The following is a 26,148-nucleotide window of genomic DNA, read 5'->3' on the forward strand; positions in this document are numbered from 1 at the left end:
GCGCCGGAACACGATGACAACACGGGTAATTCTGATCGCCATCCTGCTGGGGCTCACCGGTTGTGATCGCGTTAACGAGCTCGCCAGCCAGGCCAAGATGAATGGCCAGGCGATTGGTGCTGCCTGTCGTCATTCCGGCCGCAATCTGGAAGACTGCTATCGCCGTAATGCCCGTGTTTCCAAGGCCGACATCTTTGCCGGCTGGAAGCAAATGAACGAGTACATGGCCAAGAACAGCCTGGATGTTGTGCCCCCGCCAGCCGATCAACCCAAGGGCACCGGGCCGGCCAGCAGCGTGGATATTGGCGGCGGGACCGAACCCGAGTCCACTGAAGCGCCGGCGCCGGTTACGGACAAACCGGCAGCCACCACTGAATCCGCACCGTCCTGACCCATTACGGACCAAGCATGATCGCCACACTCAGACAGATTCCCCTGTTTCACGGCCTCAGCGATGAAGAGCTGGGTCATATCGAGGCTTCCGCCGCGGCGCGAACCTATGCCAAGAGCACCGTCATCATTCAGGAGGGTGAGCCTGGCAGCTCCATGTACCTGCTGATCCAGGGCCGGGTGAAGGTATTTGTCGGTGATATCAGCGGCAAGGAGTACATCCTCGCCGTTCTGGGACCCGGTGAGTACGTGGGTGAGCTGGCCCTGCTCGATGACGAGCCACGCACGGCCTCCGTGGAAACGGAAGAGCAGAGCACCTTCCTCGTGTTCCAGAAGGATGACTTCCTGAGCTTGCTGCACAAACACCCGAATATCCAGTTCAAGGTGCTGGTGAACCTGGTTCGCCGTACCCGCCACCTCACCGAGGCGGTGAAGAATCTGGCACTCAAGGATGTTTACAGCCGCGTGCGCCTGCTGCTCGATGATCTGGCGATTGAACGCGATGGCATGCGCCAGATCGACGAACCGATGACCCAGCAGGCGATTGCGGATCGGGTCGGCTCATCGCGCGAGATGGTGGCGCGCATCATGAAGGAGCTGGTGTTCGGGGGCTATGTGCGTATCGAGAACCGTCGCCTGATCTTGATCCAGCGCTTGCCGGAAGCGTTCTGACCCAAACCGGCAGTGTTCTGCCCACATAAAAGCCGCTGATGATCCAGCGGCTTTTTTCTTGGCTGAATGCGTTCAGCATGGGTTCACGCCATCAGGCACAGACTGCGCTCACGAACTCAACCAAGGAGTGCATCATGTCCAGACTGATCCTGATCCCCGGTGTGTTGGCAGTGTGCCTGGGTAGCGCCTCGGCCAACAGTTTCGAAGATACCGCACGCGTCCGCAGTGTGGAGCCGGAGTATGAGCGCATCAGCATGCCGCGTCGCGAATGTACCGTCGAAACGGTCTACGAGACGCGCAAGACCCAGAGCGAGCGCAGCTACGGTGGTGCGGTGGTTGGCGGGATTGCGGGTGGTCTGCTCGGTAATCAGGTGGGTAAGGGCCATGGTCGCGAAGCTGCGACGGCCGTGGGCGCCGTGATCGGTGCACTGGCAGGCGACCGCCTTGATAACCGCGACCGCCGCACCGAGTACGAGCAGGTGCCGAGCGAGATTCAGCGCTGCCGTACCGTGGATGACTGGCAGACCCGTGTAACGGGTTATCGGGTGGTTTACGACTACCGTGGTCAGCAGTACAGCACCGTTTTGCGCGACAAACCCGGTAAAACCCTGCCGGTTCGGGTGTCGGTTGAGCCTTTGCTGCCTTAGAATCCAGACATCCTTACCGACGTAGCCCATCATGATCCGACACTTGCCCTTGCTGCTTGGCCTAATGCTGGTTCTGACGCCGCCTGTGCTGGCGGACGTGAGCCGGGATGAGGCGGCCTCGATTGCCCAGCGCAGTGCCAAGGGGCGCGTGCTCTCGGTAGATCGAAGTGAGCGGGATGGACGTCCGGTCTGGCGCATCAAACTGGTGACGCCGCAAGGTGAGGTTCGCGTCGTGCTGGTGGATGTGGCCAGCGGTCGAGTGCTGTAAGCGGATACCTTTATGCGATTGTTGCTGATTGAAGACGAAGCCGCACTCCGTAGCAGCCTCAAGCGTCAGCTTGAAGCGGACGGATACCGGGTAGACGAGGCGGCAGATGGGGAAGATGGCCTGTACCAGGCCAGTGAGTACCCGGTGGATCTGGTGGTGGTGGATCTGGGCCTGCCCAAGCTGAGCGGTTTGTCCGTTGTCGAAAAACTGCGTGCCGACGGACGCACCCTGCCCATCCTGATTCTGACGGCCCGTGGTAGCTGGCAGGACAAGGTCAAGGGGCTGGAGGCGGGTGCCGACGATTATCTGGTCAAACCGTTCGAATACCCCGAGCTGGCCGCCCGCATCAAGGCCTTGTTGCGCCGCTCGCTCAAGGCCAGTTCCGATGTGATGAGGTTTGGCACACTGGCCATCGACTTTTCGGCGCAGCAGGTCAGGCTGGAGCAGGTGGCGGTTGATCTGACGGCGTTTGAATACCGCATGCTCGAATACCTGGTGCGCGAGCGTGCCCGGGTGGTCAGCAAGCAAGAGCTGTCAGACTACCTGTACCCGCACGATGAAGACCGCGACAGCAATGTGCTGGAAGTGCTGATCGGCCGTTTGCGCCGCAAGCTGGACCCCGATGGCAGTCTGGCGCCCATTGAAACCCTGCGCGGCCGCGGCTACCGCTTCGTACTCGCATGACGCTGTCGATCCGCACCCGGCTGATCGCGGGCGCGGCACTCGTGTTGCTGGCCTTTCTGGCCGGCGCCGGCCTGGCACTGCAGCGGGCTTACGCTGATGGTGTGCGCGAAGCACGCTTCGAGCGTTTGCAAAGCACCGTCTATCTGTTGCTGGCGCGTGCCGAGCTGGATGCGGATGGCAATCTGGTCATGCCGCTGTCGCTGGAGGAGCCGCGCCTTTCCCTGCCGGCATCAGGCCTGTATGCCAATATCGCCAATCCCAGCAGCCGTGAAGAGTGGCAGTCGGCGTCCACGCTGGGCTTGCGCCTGCCCTTTGTGCGCGACCAGCAGTCGGGTGCCTGGCGCTTTACCGAGATTCAGGCCGATGGCAAGGCCTACCTGTCAGCTGCCTATGGCGTCAAATGGACCGAGGGGCCGCGGGCTCGTCCGCTGACCTTTTCCGTGCTGGAAGATGAAGCCGAGTTCCTCTCTGAGCTGGCGAGCTTCCGGCGTACCTTGTGGACCTGGCTGGGTGGTGCGGCCGTTCTCCTCTTGCTGACCCAGACCCTGCTGCTGGGCTGGGGGCTCGCCCCTTTGCGTCGTGTCGCCCGTGAAATTGGCCGCATCGAATCCGGCGAGCAGGCGCGTATCGAGGGCGACTACCCTGCTGAAATCAGTCCTCTGGCGCGCAGTCTCAATGCGCTGGTTGAGCAGCAGGCAGCCAGACAAGCGCGCTACAAGGATGCGCTGGCTGATCTGGCGCACAGTCTCAAGACACCGCTGGCGGTGCTGCGTAGCGCGCAGGCTCAGCCCGAGACCCTGAATCAGGCGGTCAGCGAGCAGGTGGCGCGCATGGATGGCATTGTGCAGCACCAGCTGGGGCGCGCAGGGGCGCAGGGCGGCAACCGCCTGGCACCCCCCTTGCCGCTCAGGCCTATCTGCGAGCGGGTGCTGGATTCCTTGCGCAAGGTGTATGCGGAACGGGGTGTCCAGTTCGTCTTGCAGTGCCCGGCAGATTTGCGGTGGCGGCTGGATGAAGGCGATGCCTTCGAGGTGCTGGGGAATCTGCTCGATAACGCGGCCAAGTGGGCCAGACGGACGGTGACGATACAGCTCGTGAATGAGGCTGGCGGTCTGCGCATCCGTATCGAGGATGATGGCCCGGGCTTTGGTGATACGGAGGCGGCCTTGCAGCGCGGCGTCCGGCTGGATGAGCAGGTGCCCGGGCACGGGATCGGCCTGAGCGTGGTGGCGGACATTGTGGCGGCCTATGGTGGCCAGCTGATCCTGGCGCGTGCCGATGCCGGCGGTGCCAGCGTGCGTATCCTGCTACCCCGCTGAACCCAGGGTTGGGACAAAAGAAAAGCGGTCATGCCTGCGCATGACCGCTTTTTGACGCTGGCAGACTGACTGCCTGTATTGGCGTCCCCACGGGGATTCGAACCCCGGTAGTCACCGTGAAAGGGTGGTGTCCTAGGCCTCTAGACGATGGGGACTTTGGCCATTACGACATGCTGACATCATCAGCACATCGGTATTACTGGTGGAGGTAAACGGGATCGAACCGATGACCTCTTGCATGCCATGCAAGCGCTCTCCCAGCTGAGCTATACCCCCAGTTTACTGCAAGCATCCACAGCCTGGGTGGCTGTTTCGCGTATCGGTCTGCGTTTACGCCAACCGATGTGTTGGCGTCCCCACGGGGATTCGAACCCCGGTAGTCACCGTGAAAGGGTGGTGTCCTAGGCCTCTAGACGATGGGGACTTTGGCCAGTTTGACTGGCAGCTTGCGCTACCTGTCGGTGTTCTGTGGTGGAGGTAAACGGGATCGAACCGATGACCTCTTGCATGCCATGCAAGCGCTCTCCCAGCTGAGCTATACCCCCACAGGTTCTACGCAACAAGCAGGGCCCGCGGCGAAGAGGCGCGAATCATAAAGAGGTTCTTGCGGCTTGTAAACCCCCATTGATCCGGGACCTGCTTATGGCGCCAAGTCGGCCTTGCCGGCAAGGCGCAAGCGCTCGCCGTGTTACCAGAGCTTCCACCAGGAACTTTCGGCGAACACGGTCTCTTCGCTGAGTTTGCTGTCCGGGTAGTTCTTGGCAAGCACGCGGCGTGTATCGTCGCGCAGTTCGTTCTGACCCAGCTTGTCATAGGCCGCGGCCAGCATGACCAGTGCCGTCTCCACACGGTCGGTATTGGCGTATTGCTCGATCACCGCCTTGGCGCGGTTCACGGTGGCCAGATAAGCGCCGCGCTTGTAGTAATAGGTCGCAACAGACAGATCGTGGTCGGCCAGGGCTACAACCAGATAGGCCATGCGGTCACGCGCATCGTTAGCGTAACGGCTGGCGGGGAAGCGGGTCACCAGATCACGGAATGCCTCGAAGGATTCGCGCGCGGCTTTGGGATCGCGCTCGGCCATGTTCTGGCGCGCAATGCTGGCGAACAGCGAGCGATCATCGATGAAGTTCACCAAACCCTTGAGGTAGAGCGCGTAGTCCACGTTCTGGTGAGTGGGGTGCTGCTTCAGGAAGCGATCAATGGCGGACAGCGCCAGCTCGTTTTCCTGATCCTTGTAGTTGGCATAGGCGATTTCGAGTTCGGCTTGTTGCGCATATCGGCCATAGGGATAGCGTGCCTGCAGTGCCTCGAACAGCTTCACCGCGCGTGCATAGCTGCCGCTATCGAGCTCGGACTTGGCTTCCTGATACATCTGCTCGGCCGTGGCCTTGGGGTCCAGGGTGGCCGGCTCGTTCACCGAGCCGCAAGCTGCAAGCAGCAGGCTGCCGGCGAGCAAAGGTAGAATGCGCTTCATGGAATACTCCGATATCGAAGCCGACGATTATAACGATTCGGCTGAGACCATACGTTTACTTGTGCCGCCCGATGCTGCCGGCGGTCGGCTTGATGCGATTCTGGCACGACTGCTGCCGGAATACTCGCGCAGTCGTCTCGCCCGCTGGATCGACGAGGGCACGGTGCTGCTCAACGGCAAGACCGCCACGCCCAAGACCAAGCTGTGGGGCGGTGAGGCCATTGAGGTGCAACCCGCCCCCAGCGCCGAGGACAATGCTTTTGCGCCCGAGGCCATCGATTTTCCGGTGGTGCACGAAGACGATACGCTGATCGTCATCGACAAGCCGGCAGGGCTGGTGGTTCACCCGGCTGCCGGAAATTGGTCGGGTACGCTGCTCAATGGCTTGCTGCACCGCTATCCCGAACTGGCCGGCGTGCCACGCGCCGGCATTGTGCACCGGCTCGACAAGGACACCAGCGGGCTGATGGTGGTGGCGCGTACGTTGATCGCGCAGACCGAGCTGGTACGCCAGCTCCAGGCGCGTACCGTGTCGCGGCACTATCTGGCGGTAGCGCAGGGCAGGATCACCCGCGCCGGCACAGTGAACGCGCCGATCGGCCGTGATCCGCGTAACCGTCTCAAGATGGCCGTGGTGCCTGGTGGCAAGCCGGCGATAACGCACTACATCCCGATCGAGAACATGGCCCGGCATACGCTGGTGGAGTGCAAGCTGGAAACCGGCCGCACGCACCAGATCCGCGTGCACATGGCGCATATCGGCCACGCACTGGCGGCGGACCCGGTTTACGGCAATCGGGGAGGGGGCCTGTCGGCGCCGCTGCGGCAGACGCTGGATGCGTTCCAGCGGCAGGCCCTGCATGCCGCCAAGCTAGCCCTGGTGCATCCGCGCTCGGGTGAAACCGTGCAATGGCAGAGTGCGATGCCGACCGATATGCAAACCCTGATCAGCGCGCTGCGCGAGGACACCGAATGAGCCACTGGCACGATCACGCGCTGATTCCCGATTGGCCAGCGCCACCCAATGTGCGGGCCTGCGTGACGACGCGGGCGGGGGGCACCAGCCTTGCACCCTATGCCAGCCTGAATCTGGGCGACCATGTCGGTGATAACCCGCAGGCGGTTGCGGCCAACCGCGCATTGCTGGCGGCAGCCTTGCCGAATGCACCGCTATGGCTCAATCAGGTCCATGGCGTCGCTGTGGTGGAAGCAGACCGATACACCGGGGCTGTGCCCGAGGCAGATGCCGCTGTCGCGCGAGTCGCCGGCACGGTCTGCGCCGTGATGACGGCCGATTGCCTGCCTGTGGTGTTCGCCCGGCGCGACGGCACGGCTGTGGGTGCTGCCCATGCGGGTTGGCGAGGTCTGCATGCGGGGGTGCTCGAAGCCACGGCAAAGCGATTGGGCGACGGCAGCCAGCTGATCGCCTGGATGGGTCCGGCTATCGGCCCCGATGCCTTCGAGGTCGGCGAGGAAGTGCGTGAGGCGTTTACCCGCGATCTACCTGCTGCTACCGCTGCGTTCCGTCCCGGTGCGACACCGGACAAGTGGTGGGCCGATATCTATCTGCTCGCGCGCCTGCGCCTGGCAACCATCGGTCTCGATGCCGTCTATGGCGGTGGTCTCTGCACCGTACGTGATGCGCAACGCTTCTATTCGTACCGGCGAGACAAGACGACAGGGCGAATGGCGACGATGGTGTGGATGCAGCCATAAAAAAACGGCAACCCCATGGTTGCCGTTTTTTTTGCTTGCCGCGAGCCGGCAACGCAAGTTGCTCAATCGAACAGCTCTTCCAGGAAGCTCTTCTTGCGATAGGGCTTCTGGCCGTAGTGCTTGTCGTGAGAGTGGGTGTGTGAATGCTCGTGGCGCCGGTCATCCTGGCGATAGGCGGGTGCGCTGGCCGCAGCCTGTGGTGCGGGTGCTGCATCCTGGCGACCGCGTTCGAGTATCTTGTCGAGCTCGCCGCGATCCAGCCAGATGCCCCGGCATTGCGGGCAGTAGTCGATCTCGACGCCGGCGCGTTCGCTCATCACAAGCTGGGTGTCCTTGCAGACCGGGCATTGCATGGTGTTCTCCTCTGTTCGATATCCAGCGCTCAGACCAGTGTACCGCCGCAGAGTTTCAACCGTCTCAATCGATCTGTGTGGCGTTGCTGAGCCGGTAGTACAAACCCATGGGATCACTCTTCAGCAACTCCAGTTTGCCGCTGAGTGAAATGGTGTCATACACAAACTTGACCGGTTTGCTGGCCTTGACCTCGATCACCTGGTCCGGTCCGCCAGGCAGGCAGAAGGCACACGATGGCGGCGTGGCGGTGAGAATGAAGTGGGTCTGTTTCTCGCTCATGCCCAGCGGCAGCATGAATCCCTGAAGGCGGACGACTTTCTTGTCGAGCTGCACGATGGCGGGATCAAACTTGGGCACCATGGTGTCACCCTGTTTGATGGCCTCGACTTGGGTCAGCGTTTTCCACGACACAAAACCGGCTTTATCGGCCAGCGGCTTGGCGGTGGTAGGTGTCACGCCATAGGCCGCATTGCCCACCGGCGCAGGGCCTGCGGGCAAGCTGGAGGGGTCGGCTGCCTGGGTGCTCAGTGCCAGCAGGGCTAGGCTGCTTGTGAGGGCGAGGCGCAGCATGGTGTGCTCCTTGTGTCGTGTGTGGGTCGGTATGGCTGGGGCGACGGTATCGGCTTACTTGCGGGCTTCGCTACGCGGTGAGAGGGTAACCGGATCAAGCACCCATTCGAAGCGCTTGCCATCTTTACCGACACCGCGAATTTCGTAGCATCTGTGGTGCACCTCGGCGACCTTGACCGTGTGGCCGGCTTGCTCGGCTTTCTTGATGGCCTCGGAGAATGGTTGCCATTGCTTGGCGGGTTCCTTGGTGCACGGTGTTTCGTCGTGGGCGTAGGCATGGGCGCTGGCCAGCAGGGCAAGCGCAAGCAGGGGAGTGCGCATGGTCGGATTCCTTTTCAGCAAGATCATCGTTCAGACAGGATCAGGGCGATATCCGCGCGCCAGGCTTGCCAGGCGGGCAGCAGCGAGGCCAGTAGCCCCACGCCCAGCGCCAGCAGCACCAGCCAGCCTTCTTCGGCTACCCAGCGTGCGCCGGTCAGTGTGATGCCCGGGGTGAGCTTGAGCTGACCTGCCAGCTCTGCCACCCCATGGCCCAGCGCTAGGCCCAGCACGGCGCTGAAGCCAGCGATCAATAGCCCCTCGATCAGCACTGCGCTGAACAAGCGCGCGCGACTGCTGCCCAAGAGGCGCATCAGCGCGAGGTCGTAGCGGCGCTCCTTGAGCGTGGTGTAGAGCGCCACAAACAGCGACAAGCCGGCCGAGATGACCAGAATCGCTGCAAATGCGCGGAAGGCATCGAGCCCGAAACCAACGATATTGAGCAGGCGCACCGATTCCATGGCTGGGGACGCGGCCTGCATGGGCGTGTTGGCATTGATTTGCCGTGGCAGCGCCAGCACGGCCAGCGGGGTTTTGTACTGGATCAGCAAGGCGGTAATGTCGCGCGGTTTGCCGTTTTCGTCGTTCTCTGCATGTCCGGCATGCGCATCTGCGCCCTGGAGCGCGGGGTTGGTGCTGCCGTGGTCCTCGTGCAGATCCCATACGCTTTGCAGATCGGTCAGTACCAGCTCATCGAGAATGGTGCCGGTGGGGGCAAGGATGCCGACGATCTGATACAGGTTGTCATCATGAGCGTGGCCACCTGTGCCGAGGCCGTGGGAGCTGGAAACATTGTCGCCCAGCTTCAACCCCGTCGTGCGGGCCACGTTCGCACCGAGCACCGCTTCCATGGATACCGACCAAGGCTGACCACTGGCGAGTTGGCCGCCATAGAGCGCCAGATAGTCGTGCGTGGTGCCGACAATGCGGAAGCCTGCCAGATTGTCACCCAGCGCCAAGGGCACGGCGCGTGCCACCAGCGGATGCCGCGCCAGCTTGTCGGCATCGCGCTTGGCGATGTTCCCGGTGGGGATGTCCGCGTGATACACGGTAGACATGATCAGCTGTAGCGGGCTGCCCTTGGCACCCACTACCAGATCAATGCCCTCGCCATTGCGCAGCAGCTTGTCGCTGAGCTGGGCGCTGAACAGCATCAGCAGGGTAATGGTGGCGATGCCCAGCGCCAGCAGGATCACATTGAGCGCACTGTGCAGCGGGCGAGCCAGTAACTGGCGGGTCGCGAGGCGGACGATGTTCATGCCGACACCCCCGCCCTGCTCAGTGCAAAGGTAGTCGCGAAGGTGGATTTGACGCGGCCATCGTGGCTGGCCACGAGCAGGCTGGCACCGGCTTCGTCGGCGGCGCTGCGCAACAGTGCCAGTACGGCGGCGGTGGCTTCATCGTCCAGGCTGGCGGTGGGTTCGTCGGCCAGCAATACGGCCGGGCGGTTGACCACGGCACGTGCAATCGCCACGCGTTGTGCCTGGCCTTGCGAGAGCTGGGCGGGTTTGCGCCGGGCCAGTTCGGCTATCCCCAGTGCGGTCAGTACCGTGTCGATGCGCTGCGGGTCTTGCGGCAGGTGGGCAAGATATTGCGCCAGCTGCAGGTTCTCGGCCACGCTGAGGCTGGCGACCAGATGAGGGCGTTGCGGCACAAAGCCGATGCTGCGGCCCCGGAAGGCATCGCGCTGGCTGGCGGGCAGTCTGGCGACATCCTGTCCGGCCAGCACAACACGACCGGCACTGGGGCTGAGTAATCCACCCAACAAGGAAAGCAGCGTGGTTTTGCCGCTGCCCGATGGGCCCGTCAGCACGGCTTGGCCGGCCTGGGGTAGCTGCCAGTCAGGAAAGCGCAGCGTCTGTCCGCCGGGGTATTGGTAGGCAAGTTGATCGAGCTGGAACACGGCGACTTTCTCGACAATATCGGGTCCGGGCGGCGGGTCGGAACACGCACCAGGCTGCGTTGGTATGGGGTATCAGTTTTGCCGCATGCCGGCGACCAGTACGCCGATGTTGTAACGCATCATCGTCAGGTAGTCGGGTGCCGGTCCCTTGCTGCCGGAGAGCGCATCCGAATACAGGCGCGGCCCCACTTGGGCGCCGGTTTCTCGGCTGATCTGTTCGAGCAGTTTGGGATTGCTGACATTTTCGACAAACAGGGCGCGGATCTTTTCACGGCGTGCCTGCTGGATCAGCTTGCCAACGCCCTTGGCCGTGGCTTCGGCGTCGGTGTTCATGCCCTGTGGGGCCAGGAAGACGATGCCGAAACGCTGGCCCAGATAGGCAAAGGCGTCGTGCGAGGTGATCACGCGCCGCTTGGCGGCCGGGATGCGTGCCATTTCGGCATCGGCCCAGCGTTCCAGTTCGGTGAGGCGGTTCTCGTAGATCTTGGCGCGTTGCTGGTAGTAGCCAGCATTGGCCGGATCGGCCGCGACCAAGCCGGCCGTGATGTTGCGCACGTACTGGCGCACATGCGCGGGGTTCTGCCAGGCGTGCGGGTCCACCGAATCGTGATGGTGATCGTGCGCGTCAGCTTCATGATCGTGATGGATCGCAATCGGCTTGATGCCCTGGCTGCTCACCACCCGGGCACCGCGGTAGGCGCTGGCCTTGACGAGCCGGTCAATCCAGCCCTCGAAACCAAGACCATTGACGACCAGCAGGCGCGCCTTGCTCAGGGTTTTGCCATCGCGCGGGCTGGGTTGGTACACATGCGCGTCGCCATCGGGGCCGACCAGCGTGTGTACGCTGACCTTGTCGCCACCGACCTGTGTGACCAGATCGCCAAGCAGACTGAAGCTGGCGACTACGGGCAGTTTGTCGGCCGCCGGGACAAGGAGAGAGGCGCTTGCCATCAAGGCCAGCAGACAGTGACGCAGAATCATGATCAGGCTTCCAGATGTTCTCGCGCCCGCAGACGCCAAAGCAGGCCACCATTGCGCCCCAGCGCCAGGGAGGCCAGATAGATGAGCCCGGCGGTGAGGATGATGCTGGGGCCGGAGGGCAGGTCGGCGTGGTAAGAAACCAGCAGGCCGGTGTAGCCGGACACCAGTGCGACCGCCAGCGCAATCGCCATCAGCACCGTCAGGTCCTTGGCCCAAAGGCGCGCACTGGCGGCAGGCAGCATCATCAGGCCCACCGCCATCAGCGTGCCCAGCGCTTGGAAACCGGCAACCAGATTAAGGACGACGAGGATCAAAAAGGCAAAGTGCGCCCAGGCCCCGCCGCCACCCATGCTGCGCAGGAAGTCCGGATCGAAGCTCTCGACGACCAGCGGCCTGTACAGCAAGGCCAGTGCGACCAGCGTGATGCTGGCTACCCCGGCCAGAAAGAGCAGCGCCGTATCATCCACAGCCAGCACGGTGCCGAAGAGGATATGCATCAGGTCTACATTGCTGCCCCATTTGGACACAATGAGCACGCCTACCGACAGCGACAGCAGATAGAAGGCCGCGAAGCTCGCATCCTCCTGCAACTGGGTTGCACGCGTGACCAGGCCGGCCGCCAGGATCACGGTGATGCCGGCCAGCAAGCCGCCAATGCTCATGGCGGTGAGCGAGAGGCCATAGGCGATGAACGCGATCGCCGCACCGGGCAGGATGGCGTGGCTCATCGCATCGCCCACCAGACTCATGCGCCGCAATACCAGAAACAGGCCGACCGGCGCGCAGCCCAGTGCCAAAGCCAGACAGCCAACCAAGGCATGGCGCATGAAGGCGAATTCGGCGAAAGGCTGCCAGAGGAGTTCGTACATAAGGGCGTGGCAATCAGGCGTGGGTTTGCGCGACCCGCTCGTCGCGGTGGCAGACGGGGGCATCGTCATCCCAGCTCACCGCAATGCCGTTGGCACGCGCGAGATTGGCGGGGGTCAGCACGGCGGCGGTGTCCCCCCAGGCGATGCATTCCTTGGCCAGCAGCAGCGTTTCGTCGAAATGGCTGCGAACCTGTTCGTAATCGTGGAGCACGGCAATCACCGTGCGGCCTTCCGCGCGCCAGTCGGCCAGCAGGGCCAGCAGATCGGCCGTGGTGCGTGCATCAAGTGCGGTGAAGGGCTCGTCGAGCAGGATCAGTTGCGCGTCCTGCAGCAACAGGCGTGCAAACAGCACTCGCTGGAACTGGCCGGCCGAGAGCTCATCCAGCGGACGTGCGCCAAAACCGCTGAGTCCCACCCGCGCCAGTGCGGCATCGGCACGATCGCGTGCGCCGCGGCTGACACGGCCGAACCAGCCGGAGCTGCGCCAGTCACCCAGCAGTACGGCATCCTGTACCGAGAGCGGGAAGTGGCGATCCATGCCGGTTTGCTGTGGCAGATAACCGATCTCGCGCGGCTGGATGCGGCCCAGATCGACGCTGCCGTGGTCAGCACGGATCAAACCGACCAGCGCCTTGAGCAAGGTGCTCTTGCCTGCGCCATTGGGCCCGACAATGGCGGTGAGCTTGCCCGCCGCGAACTGGCCGGACACATGGTGGACAACCGGATGACGATGGTAGGCCAGGGTGAGGTTGTGCAGCTGCAGCGTGCCGGCCTGCGCGGGTTCAGCGCGGTGGGCGTGATCATGATCATGCGCATGACCGGCGTGGTCGTGGTGGTGTGTACTCATGCGGCACTGCCTAGCGCCCAAGCCACGGCCAGCCACAGCAACAGCAGCAGGGGCATTATCAGCACGATGCGTTGCAGGGCGGAGAGGGCAATCAGGCGCGATGGGGTTTTCATGCGGCCTCAAGCTCCGCACACCGGGCGCATAGCCCTTTGATCTCGATGTCCTGTGCGGCGACACGGAAACCGAAGGCGGCGGCGTCTTCAGCTAGCCGGGCTTCCAGGTTTTCGTCGCACAGCTCGCGTACGGCATGGCAGCGATTGCAGATCAGCATCACGCCATGATGCGGGTGGGCAAAATCGTGGCAAGCCACAAACGCATTCTTGGAGTCGAGCTTGTGGGCAAGGCCTGCGGCCACCAGAAAATCCAGCGCGCGATACACGGTCGGCGGCGCTGCCGTGGGGCGTTGTTTCTGGATTTCGGCCAGCAGCTCATAGGCTTTCATTGAACCAGGTGCATTCAGCAGCATGGCGAGCACTTCGCGCCGCTGGTCGGTCAGCCGCTCGCCGCGCTGGGCGCACCAGAGTGCGGCGGCAGCCAGTGCCTGATCGACGGGCAAGGGAGTGTGATGATGAGCATGCATGGGTTGATGTTATAACGTAACACATTCTGGCAGCAAGCCATGCTTGGGCAAGGCTCGCTTAACCCGGTTGCGAGGGGGTGTCTGTCGAGGCGCTTTGCAAGGCCTCATTGGCCGCATTCGCGGCTTCAGCCAGGTCAGCCATGGCGCGCCGACGCTTGAGCAGCTGGATGCGCAGCAGGAGAAAGCTCGGCAGGATACCCGCGAACAACAGGGTGAAAATGCCGGACATCAGGTGGCCACTGGCGATCGCGGCGATGCTGACCATCAGGATCACATACAGGTAAGCAATGACGACAATCAGCATGAGCTAGGCTACCGGGGGTGGGGGAATGCGTAAAATATAACCAAGCAAGCGCTCGAATTGAGCATAATGACTTGAATCTCCGCTGCGAATTGTCGCGTTTTGAAAGGCCGCTGTCATGCGTACCGCCATCACCGAGTTGTTCGGCATCACCCATCCGCTGATCTGCCCCGGCATGAGCTACATTGCCGTGCCCGAACTGGTTGCCGCCGTGGGTAACGCGGGCGGTCTGGGCATACTGGCTACCGGTCCATGGAATGCCGAGCAGACGCGCGCTGCCATTCGCCGCGTTCGCGAACTCAGTGACAAGCCATTCGGTGTGGGGGTGACCCTCCTGATGCCTGGCGCGGCCGAGAATGCACGCGTCGCGCTCGAAGAAAAAGTGCCGGTAATCAACTTCTCGCTGGGCAAGGGCGACTGGATCGTCGAAGGGGCCAAGGCCTACGGCGGCAAGGTGATTGCGACGGTGACTACCGAAAAGCACGCACGCGCTGCCGAGAAGATCGGGGTGGATGCCTTGCTGGTGACCGGTCACGAAGCCGCCGCACATGGTGGGGATGTGACTTCGCTGGCGTTGATTCCCGCCGTGCGCGATGCGGTCAGGCTGCCCATCATTGCGGCGGGTGGCTTTGCCGATGGCCGTGGCTTGCTGGCGGCCTTGGCGCTGGGTGCTGATGCCGTGGCCATGGGCACGCGCCTGGCAGCAACGCGCGAGAGCCCGGTGCACGCGACGACCAAGGGCATGATTGTGGCCAAGGGCGTTAGCGAAACACTCTACAACGCGCGATTTGACGGCATTCCGTGCCGCATGATGGATACGCCGACAGCTCGTCGCAAATCGGCCCGGGCATTGACGCTGATCGAAGCCGTGCCGCGCGCGATGATGGCGGCTCGCAAGATCGGCATGTCCATCGGCAAGGTGCTGGCCGGCGCGCTGGCCCAACCGGCCGCCATCAAGCAGCTTGCCCAGTTTGGTGCAGCGACGGAGTCGATCCGTCTTGCCATCGAGGAGGGCGATCATCAGCGGGGCGTGCAGTTGATTGGTCAGGCGCAAGGCCTGGTCAGGGATCTGCCCGCCGTGGCCGATCTGTTTGCCCGTGTGCTGGATGAGGCCGCCAGGGCGCGTGCCGGATTGCCGAGCAGTTAGGCCGCAACCGCACAGCGTGGCGTCAGGTGGGCTCGGGCAGGAGCGGCGGTTTGCCTATAGTGAATGGGTGTCGTAATCACGTGTCCGGACGGAATACGCCCCATGCCTGTGCTGGCGCCTTGCCCACCTTCTCCACCTCATCCTGCTCGCTGGCGAGCAGGAGCCCTGCTGTTGTGCCTGAGCACGGTAAACGCTGCCGAGAGCCCGGCCATGACCACCGAGGAGCAGGCGGCCTTACCTGCGCAACTTGATACCGTCACGGTGAGCGCGACGCGGCGGCCGGAGCCGCTGCAGAAGGTGCCCGTCGCGGTGACGGTACTCAAGGGCCGGGACCTGGAACGGGCGAATCGCAATGATCTCGGGGCCATGGTCGAGGTGGTGCCTGCCGCGTCATTCCGTACCAACGCATCCAGCAAGGACACCTCTTTGTTCATCCGCGGCGTGGGTACGGTCAGTACCTCTCCCGGTGTTGAGCCGACCGTGTCTACCATGGTGGACGGGGTTGTATTCGGCCGGCCTGGCCAGACCCTGTTCGATCTGATGGATATCGAGCGTGTTGAGGTATTGCGCGGACCGCAGGGCACCCTGTTCGGCAAGAATGCCTCCGCCGGCGTGATCCATATCACGACACGTATCCCGAGCGAGACCCCGGAAGGCTATGTCAACCTGGCGAGCTACGGCGATGGCCCGGAGCAACGTGTACGCGCCGGATGGTCTGGCCCCTTGGGTGAGTCGCTCACCGGCAGCTTGACGGTGTCGTCGGCTGACCAACGCGGCAATCTGGACAATCTGGCCACCGGCAGGCGCGTCAATGGTGTCGAGCGTCGCGGCGGGCGGGTCCGGCTGCGTTATGCGCCGGGTGGCGACTGGTATCTGGATCTGTCAGCCGACCTCGCCCGCAATCGCGGTGAGGCGCCGCCCGGCGTCGTGGTGGCCACGCGTCTGATTGCCTACCCCGGCGGCGAGGAAACCCGCTTCCCCGCATTCGCGGCAGCACTGGCGCCGGTGGTGGCCGATGCCCGTAACCGACAGGTCAATGCCGATCTGGATTCCAGCACGGAGGATCGCCACCAGGGCTTGAGTCTCCAGCTTGAGGGACGATGGCGGGAGCACACCGTGAACGCGATCAGTGCCTGGCGTCGCTGGCAGAGTCATCAGATTCAGGACAACGACCGATTGCCGCGGGCCTATCCGGGCTTGCCGCAGCAGCATGACGATGGCCGGGTGGATTACCGACAGGTTTCCCAGGAGTTGCGCCTGGCCTCGGCCAAGGGCGGGCATCTGGACTATGTGGCGGGCTTTTACTTGCTGCACGGCAGGGATGACGAGACCTATCGCCGCGATGTGCGCCGTGCCGGGCCACCACCGCAAGACGACTACGGTCAGGCCCGTTTTGGTATCCGCAACACCAGTACCGCCGTATTCGGTGAGGGGACGCTGCATCTGCATGCAGATACGCGCGCACTGGCGGGTTTGCGCTGGACCGAGGAGCGTCTGGATTTCCATCACCGACGATATTCAAGCTCGGCCACGGCACTGCCCGGCGTCAATCCGTCCGTAGCCAACACCGGTGCCACGCGCGATCGGGCTCTATCCGGTCGTCTGGGCGTGCAGCAAGATCTGGGGCCGCGCTGGATGGCCTATGCGACCTGGTCGCGCGGATACAAAGGGCCGGCATTCAATGTGTTCTTCAACATGCAGGACCGGGATACGCTGGCGCTGAAACCGGAACTGTCCGATAGCTATGAGCTGGGCACCAAGTATCAGGCGCCGGGTCAGCGCCTGCGCGCCAATCTGGCGGTGTTCAAGACGGACTACGACAATTTCCAGGCCAACTTCCCCGATCTGCTTGCCGGTGTGGTGGTGACCCGGCTGGTCAATGCCGGCAAGGTGACGACCCGTGGTGTCGAGCTGGATGCCAGCTTCAAGCCCGGCGCGGATAGCTGGATCAATCTGGCTCTGGCCAGAATCCAGGCGCGGGTGGCGCACTTCAACTGCCCTCCGGGCGCTGCGGTCAGCTGCAATGTGGATGGCAAGCCGCTGCCTTTCTCGCCCGACTGGAAGCTCAATCTGCAGCTCGGTCGCGGCGTTGCGCTATCGGGCGGGTGGCGCATCGAGACTGCTTTGGATTACCGCTGGCAAAGCAAGGTGCAATACGACATCAGCCAGTTCCCCGACACCATCCAGCCAGCTTACGGCGTGGTCGATGCGAGTGTCGCCGTGTCCTCGTCGGCACGTGGATGGCGGGCTGCGTTGCTGGCGAAGAATCTTGGTGACAAGTCCTACGCGAACTTCCTGACCCGCAGCGGCGTCGGCGTGATGCGTTTTGTGCCGCGGGATGATCGGCGGTATATCGGTCTTGATCTACGCTATGCCTACTAAGCGCTGCTTGCCTCGCACGGACCACCATGACGGCTGGGCACGCAATGAACCCTGGCCGGGGCGTCCGTCATGCTCGGAGAGCCTGCTGCACCGCGCGGGGTATCTCCGTGTATTCTCATCCCGACGACTTGCCTGCTGCCCATCTTGATTACGCTACTCATTCATTTCCGTTTCATGCCGCCCAAGACGCCGCGCCGATGCCCTGTGCTGGCAGGGGCTGCCCGTGCATGCCGCATGATCGGGGTATGGCTGATCGGGTGCTCAATGTTGCTGGCTCACGCCGCGCCCACGCTGGTGCTGCGTTTGCCGGAGTTGCCCAGCGGGCAGCACCGCTACTACACGCGCCTGCTGGAGCAGTCGCTCAAGCAGATTGGTCAGCCTGTACGCATCGAGCTGGTGGCAGATATCCCGCCGGCGCGGATGTGGCACATGATGAAGAGCGGCGAGCTGACCATCCTGTTTGCCTTGCAGACTGCGGAGCGGGACCGGCAGTTTGCTGCGCTATCCAACAATCTCACCAACGGTCTGATTGGTCAGCGTGTTCTGATGATTCGACCAGAGGATCAGGCACGCTTCGACCGTGTCGATACCCTTGCTGCGCTGCGCGGTACGGGGCTGGTGGCTGGATTCGGGCGAGGCTGGTTCGATGCCAAGGTCTGGCGTGCCAACGGCCTGGAGGTTTACGAGCACCCGGTGAATCTGAACTCGTTGTACGCCATGGTCCGGTCGGGCACGCGCGGGGTGGATTATTTGCCCCGCGGCATCAATGAGATCGGCCCCGAGGCCCGTGAGCACAAAGAGCTGGCGATCGAGAAGAACCTGTTGCTCGTGTATGAGCGTGACATGCGCTTTTATCTGTCGCCACGCATTGAGTCATTCCGGCCGATCCTGATGCAGGCACTGTTGCAGGCCGATAAAAGCGGCTTGAAGAAACGCCTGATTGACGAGGAGTTTGGTCCCGAGATCAAGGCCGTCCAACCGGCCAAGCGCCGCAAGATTGTGCTGCTGACCCCGCGTGACTAGCGAGGCCTTTACCCCCTCAGGCGTGCGTTGCCACCACGCGCAAGAGTGTCTGCTGCAGTACCCGCGCGTCATTGCTGGCCCGGTGCCGGGTGAGGTGTAGTTCTGCGCGCACCTGTTGCTGGATTTGATCCCAGACCTGCATCGCCGCGGTATCCAGTAGCACGCGCAGGTCTTGCAGCACAAAGCAGGGTGAGCGCTCTGCCGCATCGAACAACCGGCTCAACCAGACATAGTCGTGATACCAAGCGTCGGTGTAGACAGTCTGGCCCAGCAGGCGCTGGTTAAGTGCGGTAGCCACTTCAGCCGCCTTGCGACCATGCGCGAACAGGCGTGCCCGGTCGATGCCATGCACCTGCTCGGCGCCGGCATCCCAGTGGCGCCAGTCCGGTTCGGGGCGGATCAGCGAGCAGTAGCTGGCGCCGTCCGGCAAGACGATACCCACTTCGATCGGGTAGCTGGCTGATCCGAAGCCTGACGCTTCAATATCCAGAAAAGCCGGTGGCGACGCGCTGAGAGTGTGCTGAGGCAAGGTGCCGCCACGCGGTAAGTGATGAGCTAGTCCTCATCGTAGGTGATGGTGGTGGCCGATGCTGTCGGCTTTGTCAAACAAAAGGCCCGGCGCAGGGCCGGGCCTTTTGGGTACGGCAGCAGCGGATGCCGTACGCGTGTCGCGTGACCGATCGCTTAACCCAGACGGGCAGCGACGACCGACCAGTCCACCAGCTTCCAGAAACCTTCGAGGTAGTTCGGGCGGCTGTTGCGGTAGTCGATGTAGTAAGCGTGTTCCCACACGTCGGCAGTCAGCAGCGCGGTATCGGCGGTGGTCAGCGGGGTGCCGGCGGCACTGGTGTTGACGATGTCGAGGCTGCCGTCAGCCTTCTTCACCAGCCAGGTCCAGCCCGAACCGAAGTTGCCGGCAGCGGCGGTATTGAACGCCTTCTTGAACTCGTCGAACGAACCCCATTTGGCGTTGATGGCGTCAGCCAGCTTGCCAGCGGGAGCACGGGCTTCGCTGTTCGGGTTCGGGGCGAAGCCCAGCCAGAAGAAGGTGTGGTTCCACACTTGGGCGGCATTGTTGAACAGACCACCGGCCGGTGCCTTCTTGACGATTTCTTCAAGCGAGGCGTTCTCGTGCTCGGTGCCCTTGATCAGGTTGTTCAGGTTGGTGATGTAAGTCTGGTGATGCTTGCCGTAGTGGTATTCCAGCGTCTCTTTGGACATGTGCGGGACGAGACCATCAAGGGCGTACGGCAGTTCGGGCAGCTTGTGTTCCATGGGTTTCTCCAGACGGTTGAAGGCCAGACGAAGGTGCTGGCTTGAGCGATTTCGAGTCCTGCATGATAGCGCGCGATGCCCGGTGCGCCAATGTTGACCAAATTACTAAGTTATTCCCGGAATATGACATGTCATGGCGCGCCGGCTAAGGGTTGCAAGCGCGCTTTGCGCTATTATCGCAAGGTCAGCCCCGCAGACTTCCCGATACCTCCATGACCTGGCTTGCCCTCGTTCTCGCCCTGATGCTCGAACAATTCCGTCCCATCGGCCGCCGCAACCTGTTTTACGGCGGCTACAGCGGCCTGGCGGAAACCGTGGACCGCAATTTCAACGCCGGTGAATATCAGCACGGTGTGGTGGGCTGGTTCATCGCGGTGATGACACCGACAGCGGCGGTCATGATCGTCTGGGGTCTCCTTTATCTGGTGCACTGGTCGCTGGCCTGGCTGTTTGGTCTGGCCGTGCTCTATATCACCATGGGTTTTCGCCAGTTCAGCGGCGCGTTTACCGGGGTGGCCGAGGCGCTCAAGGAAGAGGATCTCGATACGGCGCGCGCTCTGGTGGGCAAGTGGACGCGTGATTCCGCCAGTGAAATGAGCGCCAATGAACTCGCGCGTGTGGCCATCGAGCAAGGCCTGATCGATGCGTATCGCCATGTGTTCGGCCCCATGTTCTGGTTCGTGCTGCTGGGGCCGGGCGGTGCAGTCGCTTACCGCGCCACGACGATCCTGCAACTCAAATGGGGTGCGCGTGATCGCCGCCTGGGTGAAAAATTCGGCCAGTTTGCCGACCGTGCTGCCTATGTGGTGGACTGGTTGCCCATCCGCGTCACGGCCATCAGCTTTGCCATCGTGGGCGATTTTGAAGATGCGGCGCATTGCTGGCGCCAACAGGCCGAACGCTGGAGCAGCGCGGCCTACGGCATCTTGCTCGCGGCGGGTGCCGGGGCGATCGGCGTGCGGCTGGGCATGCCCGTCCATCAGGGCCATACGGTACGTTTCCGGCCAGAGCTGGGTGTGGGCGAAGATGCCGACGCCAATACGCTGGCCAGTGCAGTGGGTCTGGTCTGGCGCAGCCTGCTGTTCTGGCTGGCGCTGATCCTGGTGGTGACCCTTGCCGGCCACTGGGGCCGGCTGACCGGGTTCTAGTCCGCTGATTGCAATGGCCAAGCCGTCCCGGCCCGAGGAGCCGCCCCGCCACCGTTTGCGCGCACGTGCCGACTGGCAGGACGCGCTACCGGTCCGCACGGTGCGGCCGGCAGAACCTGTGCCCGGTTGGTGCAAACCCTTGGCCTTGCTGGGTATTGGCTCGTTCTGGGTCTACTTCTTTGGTTGGGCCGGTGAAGGTGGCCGCGAGGGCATGGAGACCGGCTTCGCCTTATTCCTGCTCGCCAATCTCCCCCTGTTCTGGTTTTCACTCCGCGCACAGATGCGGCGCTGGCGCTAGCCCGGTAGTTTGTTGCTGCCGGTTACCGCAGGTATGGCAGCGCTGGGTACGCCTGCCGGGGCGGGGCGGGCACCCGCATCCCCCATCAGGTAGAAACTCGCCCAGAAGAACGGATGCGGGTATTTCTTCATGGTGGCCAGTTGCGCCTGCCGCAGCGCTTCACGCTTGTCGTGAGTGCGGAAAGCCGCATAGAACTGCGTCATCAGCTCGGCGGTGGCGGCATCGTCTACTTCCCATAGGCTCGATACCACCGTGCGTGCGCCTGCATACACGAATCCCCGCATCAGGCCGATCAGCTCATCGCCCTGGCGCACCTTGGACAGGCCGGTTTCGCACGCGGACAGCGTGACCAGATCGGCGTCGAGTTCGAGATTGTAGAGATCATCCACCGTGACCCGCCCGTCCAGTGCTGCGCCCTTGGCAAAGTACAGAGCCGAGCCCAGCGGTTTGTCGGGATTGAACTTGCCATGCGAGGCGATATGCAGATAGCGATACTTCTGCGCTTCGCTGGTGAAGGCGGCCTTGGTGGCCTCGGCGCCGATATAGACCTTGGCACCGGGCAGGCTGGCGGCGATGAGCTGGACTTCCTTCTCGGCATTGGGAAGCGCCAGACTGCGGTCGCCTAGATCCGGGTTGCCGAACAGCAGCACCTGCTGCCCATCGGTCAGCGGTCCACTGCTGCCGCGTTTCATCAGCGCCAGCAGGCTGGCATTCGGCAGCACGCGCAAAGCCTGGCGCTCGATCAGGTGCTGGCTGCCGCTGTGCAGGGCGCCGAAGGGCAGGTAGTGCAGCCCGGCATGCGGAATGATCAGCAGCGGGCGCGCCCCGATGTCGGCTTCGAGCGGCTTGATCAGCTGGTCGTAGAGTGCCCGGGCTTCGCCGAATGCGGCATCGCTGCGGGTTTCAATGGCGTTGCGCAAGGCGGCGATGCGCGCGTCGAGTCCGCCGGCCTCAAGCGTATGCACGCGCAGCCCGGCTTGATCGAGCACAAAGGCAAACAGCTTGCCGTTGCCGGCGAAGTATTCGATGGCGACCTCGTTCGGGTCGAGCAGAGACTGGATTTCCTTGATCGGCATGGCCGATACGGTGACCAGCGCGGCAGCATCGGGGTGGGTGTCGCGCAGCTCCTGCTTGAGGCGGATGGCCAGCGAGCGTGAACCGCTGCGGCTCGGGTCGGCACTCGATTGCACTTGCGCGGCCAGTTCGGCCTGCTCCAAGCCTTTCATGAACTCGCTGATCGGTTTGCCTGCCGCCTTGGCGCGTGTGCCGAAAGTGGATTTGGTCGCAAGCAGATCCACCAGCGAACGCGATTTCGCGCGCTCGGCGTAATCGAACGCGGCCTCGGTGCGACCGAGCTGATTGGCCACCGTGATGATGTGGGCGTACACCGCCTGCTTGTCGCCCACAAAGCCGATCTTGTTGGCCTCGGTATTGATGCTGGCGCGTTGCTGCTCGAATACGGTGATGGCGCGTGCGTAGAAATCGAAGGCCGCTTCGGGCTGTTTGTCGATTTCGGCCAGGCGGCCACGGTCGAACAGGATCAGCCAGTAGATCTCGCCGTTATCGGCGGTTTCTGCTGTGGCCAGTAGTTTGTCGAGCCCGCTGCGGGCTTCGTCGGTGAGCCCGAGTTCGAACGCTGCCTTGTGGAGCATGTAGGCGCGCGGCAGGGCACGCCATTTCCAGTTGTCGAGCCCGCGCAGGTAGGCGCCGGAGACCAGGTTCTCGATAAAGGCATTCAGTGCAAAGGTCTTGTCGGCCTTGAGCGCATCGTAAGCGCCACGCCAATCGCCCAGCGCCATGCTGACTTTGGCCAGCGAGAGCGATTTGGAGGTGACCAGATCATTGCCGACCGGAATCAGCCCGGTGCCGATCTTGTCGAGGCTGGCGCGATAGTTCTGCGCCTCGCTCTTCTGCCCCAGCCAGGTATGGGCCAAGGCCAGCGCGCTGACAGCCTGGATGCGCAGATCGTTGTAGTCCTCACCCTCTTTTTCGATCCAAGCGAGGATGGCCTTGGCATCGATGATGGCATCGTTATAGCGGCCTAGCTCGATGTTCATTTCGGCACGGATCGCGTGCATGACCGGCGTGGCATCGTCGAGGTCAAAAAAGCGCGTGGCCTTGTCGCCGATCTTGATGCGACGCTGCATCTCATCGAGGCAGGGTTCGAGCTTGTCGTACTTCTTGATCTTGCCAAAGGCAAAACACAGCGCGTGCACATCGGCCATCTTGGGCAGTTTGTCGAGGGGCTCGGCACCCAGCAGGCGGGCGAGTTCGTCAAACTGGCCTGATGACGCCAGATCAAACTGTTTGTGCGCCGAGATGACCTCGGCCTGTACGACGCTGCCCGCGACCAGCGTCAGGCCGAGGATGGTGGTCAGACCGAGATGACGCAAAAAACGGTGATACGCATGCATACCGAGGCTCGCGATGTTCCACCCCTGCCGGGTCGGCATGGCAGGCCAACCCGGTGAGCGCGGAGAGTTCTCAGAAACCGATTGTCAGCCCCAGGCTGATCACCGGCCACGCCTTGAACTTGCTGACATCATCCTGCAGCCGGGTACGTTCTGCCTCGGCGTCCTGACGGATCTTTGTGCACTGGCTGGCGCTGATGGCGCTGCCGCATTGCACATTGAGCGCGGCCTTGCCACCCCCCTGCAGGATGACTCCGATATCGGTATAGAAGTTGACGCCCAATCCCGACACATTGCCGTAGCCCACACCGACATAAGGTGCCAGCTTGCGCTTGCCTTCGACGCTGCCAGTCACCGAGCCGATATCGGCCGCGTTGTACTGGGTGCCATTGAGCTCATAGGTACCGTTGGTTGGGCGGCCGGTCAGGCCGATGCGGTTCTTGGCGTAAACCACGCCACCGGTAAGGCGGAAGGGTCCCAGTGGGGAGAAGTCCACGAGTGCGCTGAGATTGTTGAGTTTGACCTTGCCGTCATAGCGCACATCGGTGTCGTCGATGGTCTGGCTCAGGTTCAGCCCGCTATAGCCTACGCGGCCAAGCAGGGTCGGGGCGATATCAAAGCCGATATCACCACCGATACCGTTGGTGCCGCCACGGACACCGACACCCAGCGCATGGGCGGGTGCGGCCAGGGCCAGAAGCAAAAGGGGAAGCGCGAGGGGTTTCATGAGATAGGTTCCTGAACAAATAGCATCCTGCCGGTTTGGATCACTAGGCTTACAAGGCGGCGTGAGGATGCGAAGTGAGAGACAAAGCCGGACATGATGGCAGGTTTGGGCGATTTTGCCGCTACCGGACCGGGTTGGCCGTTCGGTAGCGGCGGCTTGTGCTTGGGCTTGCCAGCGTTACATCAGGGGTTGAAAGCCTTGATGAATATCTCGGCATCACTCGTGGGGTAATTCAGGGTGGTTTGCACGCCATTCTTGTCGGTGACGGTCAGCGATGCGGAACTGGAAGTCCACTGCGCGGACAATCTCGAGTTGTCTCGGGCGGTCAGCGTCATGGCTAGATTGCCGCTGGCGTCCTCGCCACCCGATAGCTGCATCACCAGTCCACGCCAGGTAAAGCTGCCCGACCAGCTCAGCGCATCGGTCGATGGTTCGCTGAAGGTCAGCCGGGTACTCATGCCGTAAGGCTTGTTGTTCAGGGTCACCAAAGTGGCACCGGGACTGGCAGTAAGCAACGCGTTGCTGAATGCCGCGACCAGGTTCTGACGGGTCACAGCCGTTTGAGCGCCATTGGTGTAGGTCAGCGCGTTTGTGAATACCGAGTTGCCATTGTCCCAGTTCCCCGAGAGCAGGAACTCGATCTGCCGGCCGTTCAGACTCCAGCCCCCGCCGGTATTGCAACCAGAGAAAGACAGCAAGGAGATGTCACCCGGGTCCAGCGTACCAGCGGCACCGTTGTCCACCGTGACGGCAAAGCCACCACCGCTGCCATTGCAATTGATGGTTGTGCTCTGTCCCAGCGGAGGGTCGACATAGGAAACACTGGTCGGACCGGTATAGCTGGACCAGCCGAAGGTGGTCTGGAAGAGATCGATACGGGTACCGAACATGGCGCCCTGAACCAGTTCCAGCGCATTGGCGGTGCTGATCGTGTCGAACTGTACGCCAGTGGGTGTGGAAGTGGACGGTGCACTCAGCGCGGTGGTGATCAGTTGCGCCTTGGTCGCGGGCAGGGTACTCACCACATTGGTTCTGTCGGTGACCTGGATCGAGAACGAGGTGTTGTCACCTGCAGGCACACTGGCAACCAGCTTGCTGCTGTCGGCAGAGGTGGTCAGGGTGTAGACATGGTTGCTGCCGGACTGGGCAACGGAAAGACTCACCGGCAAGCCGCGCCAGCTACCCGTCAGGCTCCAGGCGGGGGGGAGCTGGCTGTCATCGGCATAGGTCGGCACGGTCAGGTTGGTGATGACACCATAGGTGACGCCGTTGACCTGCATGGTGCCGCTGACATTGCCGCCTGCCGGTCCGACAAAGCCACCGCCGTGGATCGCCCGCACCACGGTATGAGCGCTGTTGGCATAGGTCACCATCTCGGTGTAGGTCGTCGTGGTGTTATCGGCATTGCGGATATCGCTGCTGAACACATCAGCCAGCCAGCCGTTACCGACATTGCAGTTGGAGAGCAGCAGCCGCTCTTCGTCGCCCGGTCCGAGCACGCCTATCGTGCCACCATCGATCGAGATCTCCCGGCCGGCCGGTGTGCCATTACAGGTGACGGACACCATCTGGCCCAGCGTCAGGTTCGGGGAGTCGATCACGCTACCGCCGGTGTAGGTGGCGGAATTGAAGTTGACGCGGCTCTGATCGCCCGGACCCATCTGCAACATGGCCTGCAGCAATTCGATGCCGTTGTTCTTGTGTATGGTGCTGAAATCGTTGGCGGCCAGATTCAACGGCGTCGGGGTGTTGGCAGGGGCCGTGAATTCGACCTGGCAGGCAGCCAGCGACAGGACACCTGCCATCAGGGTGGCAGTTTTGTAGATCGACATGATGACTCC

Annotated in this window: 29 protein-coding genes and 4 tRNA genes; 13 read left to right on the forward strand and 20 right to left on the reverse strand. The window is 62.7% G+C overall.

Going from position 1 to position 26,148, the window contains the following annotated elements:
- The first annotated feature begins 13 nt into the window (after positions 1–13).
- The 6 genes from O9X62_RS10265 (at position 14) to O9X62_RS10290 (ending at position 3,980) form a co-directional block, all read left to right on the forward strand.
- Positions 14–391, forward strand: coding sequence for a hypothetical protein (locus tag O9X62_RS10265; protein WP_269532757.1), 378 nt, complete (start codon positions 14–16; stop codon positions 389–391).
- A 17-nt stretch (positions 392–408) separates the two neighbouring features.
- Positions 409–1,062, forward strand: coding sequence for a Crp/Fnr family transcriptional regulator (locus O9X62_RS10270; protein ID WP_269532758.1), 654 nt, complete (start codon positions 409–411; stop codon positions 1,060–1,062).
- 134 nt (positions 1,063–1,196) lie between these two features.
- A complete protein-coding gene (locus tag O9X62_RS10275; protein WP_269532759.1) occupies positions 1,197–1,709 on the forward strand; it encodes a glycine zipper 2TM domain-containing protein in 513 nt (170 codons plus the stop codon).
- A gap of 31 nt (positions 1,710–1,740) precedes the next feature.
- Positions 1,741–1,977 (forward strand): PepSY domain-containing protein, encoded by a 237-nt coding sequence (locus O9X62_RS10280; protein WP_269532760.1) that lies wholly within the window; start codon positions 1,741–1,743, stop codon positions 1,975–1,977.
- Between the two features lie 12 nt (positions 1,978–1,989).
- The gene (locus O9X62_RS10285; RefSeq protein WP_269532761.1) at positions 1,990–2,661 is read left to right on the forward strand and encodes a response regulator transcription factor; all 672 of its coding nucleotides are present in this window, start codon (positions 1,990–1,992) and stop codon (positions 2,659–2,661) included.
- Positions 2,658–3,980 (forward strand): ATP-binding protein, encoded by a 1,323-nt coding sequence (locus tag O9X62_RS10290; RefSeq protein ID WP_269532762.1) that lies wholly within the window; start codon positions 2,658–2,660, stop codon positions 3,978–3,980. The genes O9X62_RS10285 and O9X62_RS10290 overlap by 4 nt, the downstream gene beginning before the upstream one ends.
- A 79-nt stretch (positions 3,981–4,059) precedes the next feature.
- On the opposite strand, the gene O9X62_RS10295 is transcribed toward O9X62_RS10290, so the two are convergent.
- The 5 genes from O9X62_RS10295 to O9X62_RS10315 form a co-directional block, all read right to left on the reverse strand.
- A tRNA-Glu gene (locus O9X62_RS10295) sits at positions 4,060–4,135 on the reverse strand.
- Between the two features lie 45 nt (positions 4,136–4,180).
- Positions 4,181–4,256, reverse strand: a tRNA-Ala gene (locus O9X62_RS10300).
- Positions 4,257–4,328: 72 nt separating this feature from the next.
- A tRNA-Glu gene (locus tag O9X62_RS10305) sits at positions 4,329–4,404 on the reverse strand.
- 45 nt (positions 4,405–4,449) lie between these two features.
- Positions 4,450–4,525, reverse strand: a tRNA-Ala gene (locus O9X62_RS10310).
- 143 nt (positions 4,526–4,668) lie between these two features.
- Positions 4,669–5,457 (reverse strand): outer membrane protein assembly factor BamD, encoded by a 789-nt coding sequence (locus tag O9X62_RS10315; RefSeq protein ID WP_269532763.1) that lies wholly within the window; start codon positions 5,455–5,457, stop codon positions 4,669–4,671.
- Here O9X62_RS10315 and rluD point away from each other — a divergent pair.
- Together rluD and pgeF are read left to right on the forward strand one after the other, a co-directional pair.
- Entirely contained in the window at positions 5,456–6,433 is a 978-nt protein-coding gene (rluD, locus tag O9X62_RS10320) for a 23S rRNA pseudouridine(1911/1915/1917) synthase RluD (RefSeq protein WP_269532764.1), read from the forward strand. The genes O9X62_RS10315 and rluD overlap by 2 nt on opposite strands.
- The gene (gene pgeF / locus O9X62_RS10325; protein ID WP_269532765.1) at positions 6,430–7,173 is read left to right on the forward strand and encodes a peptidoglycan editing factor PgeF; all 744 of its coding nucleotides are present in this window, start codon (positions 6,430–6,432) and stop codon (positions 7,171–7,173) included. The genes rluD and pgeF overlap by 4 nt, the downstream gene beginning before the upstream one ends.
- Before the next feature lie 62 nt (positions 7,174–7,235).
- Here the strand turns inward: pgeF and O9X62_RS10330 are convergent, their stop codons facing one another.
- The 10 genes from O9X62_RS10330 to O9X62_RS10375 all read right to left on the reverse strand — a co-directional run bounded on the left by O9X62_RS10330 (position 7,236) and on the right by O9X62_RS10375 (position 13,899).
- Positions 7,236–7,526 (reverse strand): zf-TFIIB domain-containing protein, encoded by a 291-nt coding sequence (locus O9X62_RS10330; RefSeq protein WP_269532766.1) that lies wholly within the window; start codon positions 7,524–7,526, stop codon positions 7,236–7,238.
- 64 nt (positions 7,527–7,590) lie between these two features.
- The gene (locus O9X62_RS10335; RefSeq protein ID WP_269532767.1) at positions 7,591–8,097 is read right to left on the reverse strand and encodes a DUF3299 domain-containing protein; all 507 of its coding nucleotides are present in this window, start codon (positions 8,095–8,097) and stop codon (positions 7,591–7,593) included.
- Between the two features lie 54 nt (positions 8,098–8,151).
- Positions 8,152–8,418, reverse strand: a complete 267-nt coding sequence (locus tag O9X62_RS10340; RefSeq protein ID WP_269532768.1) for a PepSY domain-containing protein — start codon at positions 8,416–8,418, stop codon at positions 8,152–8,154.
- 23 nt (positions 8,419–8,441) lie between these two features.
- Positions 8,442–9,674: an ABC transporter permease gene (locus O9X62_RS10345; RefSeq protein WP_269532769.1), complete on the reverse strand. Its 1,233-nt coding sequence runs from the start codon at positions 9,672–9,674 to the stop codon at positions 8,442–8,444.
- A complete protein-coding gene (locus tag O9X62_RS10350) occupies positions 9,671–10,318 on the reverse strand; it encodes an ABC transporter ATP-binding protein (RefSeq protein ID WP_269532770.1) in 648 nt (215 codons plus the stop codon). The genes O9X62_RS10345 and O9X62_RS10350 overlap by 4 nt, the downstream gene beginning before the upstream one ends.
- A gap of 72 nt (positions 10,319–10,390) precedes the next feature.
- On the reverse strand, positions 10,391–11,299 hold the full coding sequence (locus O9X62_RS10355; RefSeq protein WP_269532771.1) for a metal ABC transporter substrate-binding protein: 909 nt from the start codon (positions 11,297–11,299) through the stop codon (positions 10,391–10,393).
- A 2-nt stretch (positions 11,300–11,301) separates the two neighbouring features.
- The gene (locus O9X62_RS10360) at positions 11,302–12,168 is read right to left on the reverse strand and encodes a metal ABC transporter permease (RefSeq protein WP_269532772.1); all 867 of its coding nucleotides are present in this window, start codon (positions 12,166–12,168) and stop codon (positions 11,302–11,304) included.
- A gap of 13 nt (positions 12,169–12,181) precedes the next feature.
- Entirely contained in the window at positions 12,182–13,015 is an 834-nt protein-coding gene (locus O9X62_RS10365; protein WP_269532773.1) for a metal ABC transporter ATP-binding protein, read from the reverse strand.
- Between the two features lie 109 nt (positions 13,016–13,124).
- Positions 13,125–13,595 (reverse strand): Fur family transcriptional regulator, encoded by a 471-nt coding sequence (locus O9X62_RS10370; RefSeq protein WP_269532774.1) that lies wholly within the window; start codon positions 13,593–13,595, stop codon positions 13,125–13,127.
- Positions 13,596–13,653: 58 nt separating this feature from the next.
- Positions 13,654–13,899 carry a hypothetical protein gene (locus O9X62_RS10375; protein ID WP_269532775.1) on the reverse strand — a complete coding sequence of 82 codons (246 nt, stop codon included), beginning with the start codon at positions 13,897–13,899 and terminating at the stop codon, positions 13,654–13,656.
- Between the two features lie 115 nt (positions 13,900–14,014).
- Here O9X62_RS10375 and O9X62_RS10380 point away from each other — a divergent pair, with 115 nt between their 5' ends.
- The 3 genes from O9X62_RS10380 (at position 14,015) to O9X62_RS10390 (ending at position 18,448) form a co-directional block, all read left to right on the forward strand.
- A complete protein-coding gene (locus O9X62_RS10380; RefSeq protein WP_269532776.1) occupies positions 14,015–15,043 on the forward strand; it encodes a nitronate monooxygenase family protein in 1,029 nt (342 codons plus the stop codon).
- Positions 15,044–15,253: 210 nt separating this feature from the next.
- The gene (locus tag O9X62_RS10385; protein ID WP_269532777.1) at positions 15,254–17,425 is read left to right on the forward strand and encodes a TonB-dependent receptor; all 2,172 of its coding nucleotides are present in this window, start codon (positions 15,254–15,256) and stop codon (positions 17,423–17,425) included.
- Between the two features lie 264 nt (positions 17,426–17,689).
- On the forward strand, positions 17,690–18,448 hold the full coding sequence (locus O9X62_RS10390) for a hypothetical protein (RefSeq protein WP_269532778.1): 759 nt from the start codon (positions 17,690–17,692) through the stop codon (positions 18,446–18,448).
- Positions 18,449–18,464: 16 nt separating this feature from the next.
- On the opposite strand, the gene O9X62_RS10395 is transcribed toward O9X62_RS10390, so the two are convergent.
- Both O9X62_RS10395 and O9X62_RS10400 read right to left on the reverse strand, forming a co-directional pair.
- The gene (locus O9X62_RS10395) at positions 18,465–18,977 is read right to left on the reverse strand and encodes a hypothetical protein (RefSeq protein ID WP_269532779.1); all 513 of its coding nucleotides are present in this window, start codon (positions 18,975–18,977) and stop codon (positions 18,465–18,467) included.
- A 155-nt stretch (positions 18,978–19,132) separates the two neighbouring features.
- Positions 19,133–19,723: a superoxide dismutase gene (locus O9X62_RS10400; protein WP_269532780.1), complete on the reverse strand. Its 591-nt coding sequence runs from the start codon at positions 19,721–19,723 to the stop codon at positions 19,133–19,135.
- 212 nt (positions 19,724–19,935) lie between these two features.
- On the opposite strand from O9X62_RS10400, the gene O9X62_RS10405 reads away from it, so the two are divergent.
- Both O9X62_RS10405 and O9X62_RS10410 read left to right on the forward strand, forming a co-directional pair.
- Positions 19,936–20,871 carry a CobD/CbiB family protein gene (locus O9X62_RS10405; protein ID WP_269532781.1) on the forward strand — a complete coding sequence of 312 codons (936 nt, stop codon included), beginning with the start codon at positions 19,936–19,938 and terminating at the stop codon, positions 20,869–20,871.
- Positions 20,872–20,884: 13 nt separating this feature from the next.
- Positions 20,885–21,169: a hypothetical protein gene (locus O9X62_RS10410; RefSeq protein WP_269532782.1), complete on the forward strand. Its 285-nt coding sequence runs from the start codon at positions 20,885–20,887 to the stop codon at positions 21,167–21,169.
- Here the strand turns inward: O9X62_RS10410 and O9X62_RS10415 are convergent.
- The 3 genes from O9X62_RS10415 to O9X62_RS10425 all read right to left on the reverse strand — a co-directional run bounded on the left by O9X62_RS10415 (position 21,166) and on the right by O9X62_RS10425 (position 26,139).
- On the reverse strand, positions 21,166–23,583 hold the full coding sequence (locus O9X62_RS10415) for a CHAT domain-containing protein (RefSeq protein WP_269532783.1): 2,418 nt from the start codon (positions 23,581–23,583) through the stop codon (positions 21,166–21,168). The genes O9X62_RS10410 and O9X62_RS10415 overlap by 4 nt on opposite strands.
- A 70-nt stretch (positions 23,584–23,653) precedes the next feature.
- The gene (locus O9X62_RS10420; protein ID WP_269532784.1) at positions 23,654–24,307 is read right to left on the reverse strand and encodes a hypothetical protein; all 654 of its coding nucleotides are present in this window, start codon (positions 24,305–24,307) and stop codon (positions 23,654–23,656) included.
- A 182-nt stretch (positions 24,308–24,489) separates the two neighbouring features.
- Positions 24,490–26,139 carry a hypothetical protein gene (locus O9X62_RS10425; RefSeq protein WP_269532786.1) on the reverse strand — a complete coding sequence of 550 codons (1,650 nt, stop codon included), beginning with the start codon at positions 26,137–26,139 and terminating at the stop codon, positions 24,490–24,492.
- Positions 26,140–26,148 lie beyond the last annotated feature (9 nt).

Origin of the sequence: Chitinimonas sp. BJYL2 (genome assembly GCF_027257935.1) — a bacterium.
Lineage (GTDB): Bacteria > Pseudomonadota > Gammaproteobacteria > Burkholderiales > Chitinimonadaceae > Chitinimonas.

Bases quoted from the DNA above. Each gene is read 5' to 3' on its own strand.
- O9X62_RS10275 (WP_269532759.1), top strand. From the start codon at position 1,197: ATGTCCAGACTGATCCTGATCCCCGGTGTGTTGGCAGTGTGCCTGGGT.
- rluD (WP_269532764.1), top strand. From the start codon at position 5,456: ATGGAATACTCCGATATCGAAGCCGACGATTATAACGATTCGGCTGAG.
- O9X62_RS10375 (WP_269532775.1), bottom strand. From the start codon at position 13,899: ATGCTGATTGTCGTCATTGCTTACCTGTATGTGATCCTGATGGTCAGC.
- pgeF (WP_269532765.1), top strand. From the start codon at position 6,430: ATGAGCCACTGGCACGATCACGCGCTGATTCCCGATTGGCCAGCGCCA.
- O9X62_RS10390 (WP_269532778.1), top strand. From the start codon at position 17,690: ATGTTGCTGGCTCACGCCGCGCCCACGCTGGTGCTGCGTTTGCCGGAG.
- O9X62_RS10355 (WP_269532771.1), bottom strand. From the start codon at position 11,299: ATGATTCTGCGTCACTGTCTGCTGGCCTTGATGGCAAGCGCCTCTCTC.
- O9X62_RS10415 (WP_269532783.1), bottom strand. From the start codon at position 23,583: ATGCATGCGTATCACCGTTTTTTGCGTCATCTCGGTCTGACCACCATC.
- O9X62_RS10280 (WP_269532760.1), top strand. From the start codon at position 1,741: ATGATCCGACACTTGCCCTTGCTGCTTGGCCTAATGCTGGTTCTGACG.
- O9X62_RS10285 (WP_269532761.1), top strand. From the start codon at position 1,990: ATGCGATTGTTGCTGATTGAAGACGAAGCCGCACTCCGTAGCAGCCTC.
- O9X62_RS10265 (WP_269532757.1), top strand. From the start codon at position 14: ATGACAACACGGGTAATTCTGATCGCCATCCTGCTGGGGCTCACCGGT.
- O9X62_RS10345 (WP_269532769.1), bottom strand. From the start codon at position 9,674: ATGAACATCGTCCGCCTCGCGACCCGCCAGTTACTGGCTCGCCCGCTG.
- O9X62_RS10335 (WP_269532767.1), bottom strand. From the start codon at position 8,097: ATGCTGCGCCTCGCCCTCACAAGCAGCCTAGCCCTGCTGGCACTGAGC.
- O9X62_RS10400 (WP_269532780.1), bottom strand. From the start codon at position 19,723: ATGGAACACAAGCTGCCCGAACTGCCGTACGCCCTTGATGGTCTCGTC.
- O9X62_RS10420 (WP_269532784.1), bottom strand. From the start codon at position 24,307: ATGAAACCCCTCGCGCTTCCCCTTTTGCTTCTGGCCCTGGCCGCACCC.
- O9X62_RS10425 (WP_269532786.1), bottom strand. From the start codon at position 26,139: ATGTCGATCTACAAAACTGCCACCCTGATGGCAGGTGTCCTGTCGCTG.
- O9X62_RS10410 (WP_269532782.1), top strand. From the start codon at position 20,885: ATGGCCAAGCCGTCCCGGCCCGAGGAGCCGCCCCGCCACCGTTTGCGC.
- O9X62_RS10315 (WP_269532763.1), bottom strand. From the start codon at position 5,457: ATGAAGCGCATTCTACCTTTGCTCGCCGGCAGCCTGCTGCTTGCAGCT.
- O9X62_RS10360 (WP_269532772.1), bottom strand. From the start codon at position 12,168: ATGTACGAACTCCTCTGGCAGCCTTTCGCCGAATTCGCCTTCATGCGC.
- O9X62_RS10330 (WP_269532766.1), bottom strand. From the start codon at position 7,526: ATGCAATGCCCGGTCTGCAAGGACACCCAGCTTGTGATGAGCGAACGC.
- O9X62_RS10380 (WP_269532776.1), top strand. From the start codon at position 14,015: ATGCGTACCGCCATCACCGAGTTGTTCGGCATCACCCATCCGCTGATC.
- O9X62_RS10370 (WP_269532774.1), bottom strand. From the start codon at position 13,595: ATGCATGCTCATCATCACACTCCCTTGCCCGTCGATCAGGCACTGGCT.
- O9X62_RS10340 (WP_269532768.1), bottom strand. From the start codon at position 8,418: ATGCGCACTCCCCTGCTTGCGCTTGCCCTGCTGGCCAGCGCCCATGCC.
- O9X62_RS10385 (WP_269532777.1), top strand. From the start codon at position 15,254: ATGACCACCGAGGAGCAGGCGGCCTTACCTGCGCAACTTGATACCGTC.
- O9X62_RS10365 (WP_269532773.1), bottom strand. From the start codon at position 13,015: ATGAGTACACACCACCACGACCACGCCGGTCATGCGCATGATCATGAT.
- O9X62_RS10290 (WP_269532762.1), top strand. From the start codon at position 2,658: ATGACGCTGTCGATCCGCACCCGGCTGATCGCGGGCGCGGCACTCGTG.
- O9X62_RS10270 (WP_269532758.1), top strand. From the start codon at position 409: ATGATCGCCACACTCAGACAGATTCCCCTGTTTCACGGCCTCAGCGAT.
- O9X62_RS10405 (WP_269532781.1), top strand. From the start codon at position 19,936: ATGACCTGGCTTGCCCTCGTTCTCGCCCTGATGCTCGAACAATTCCGT.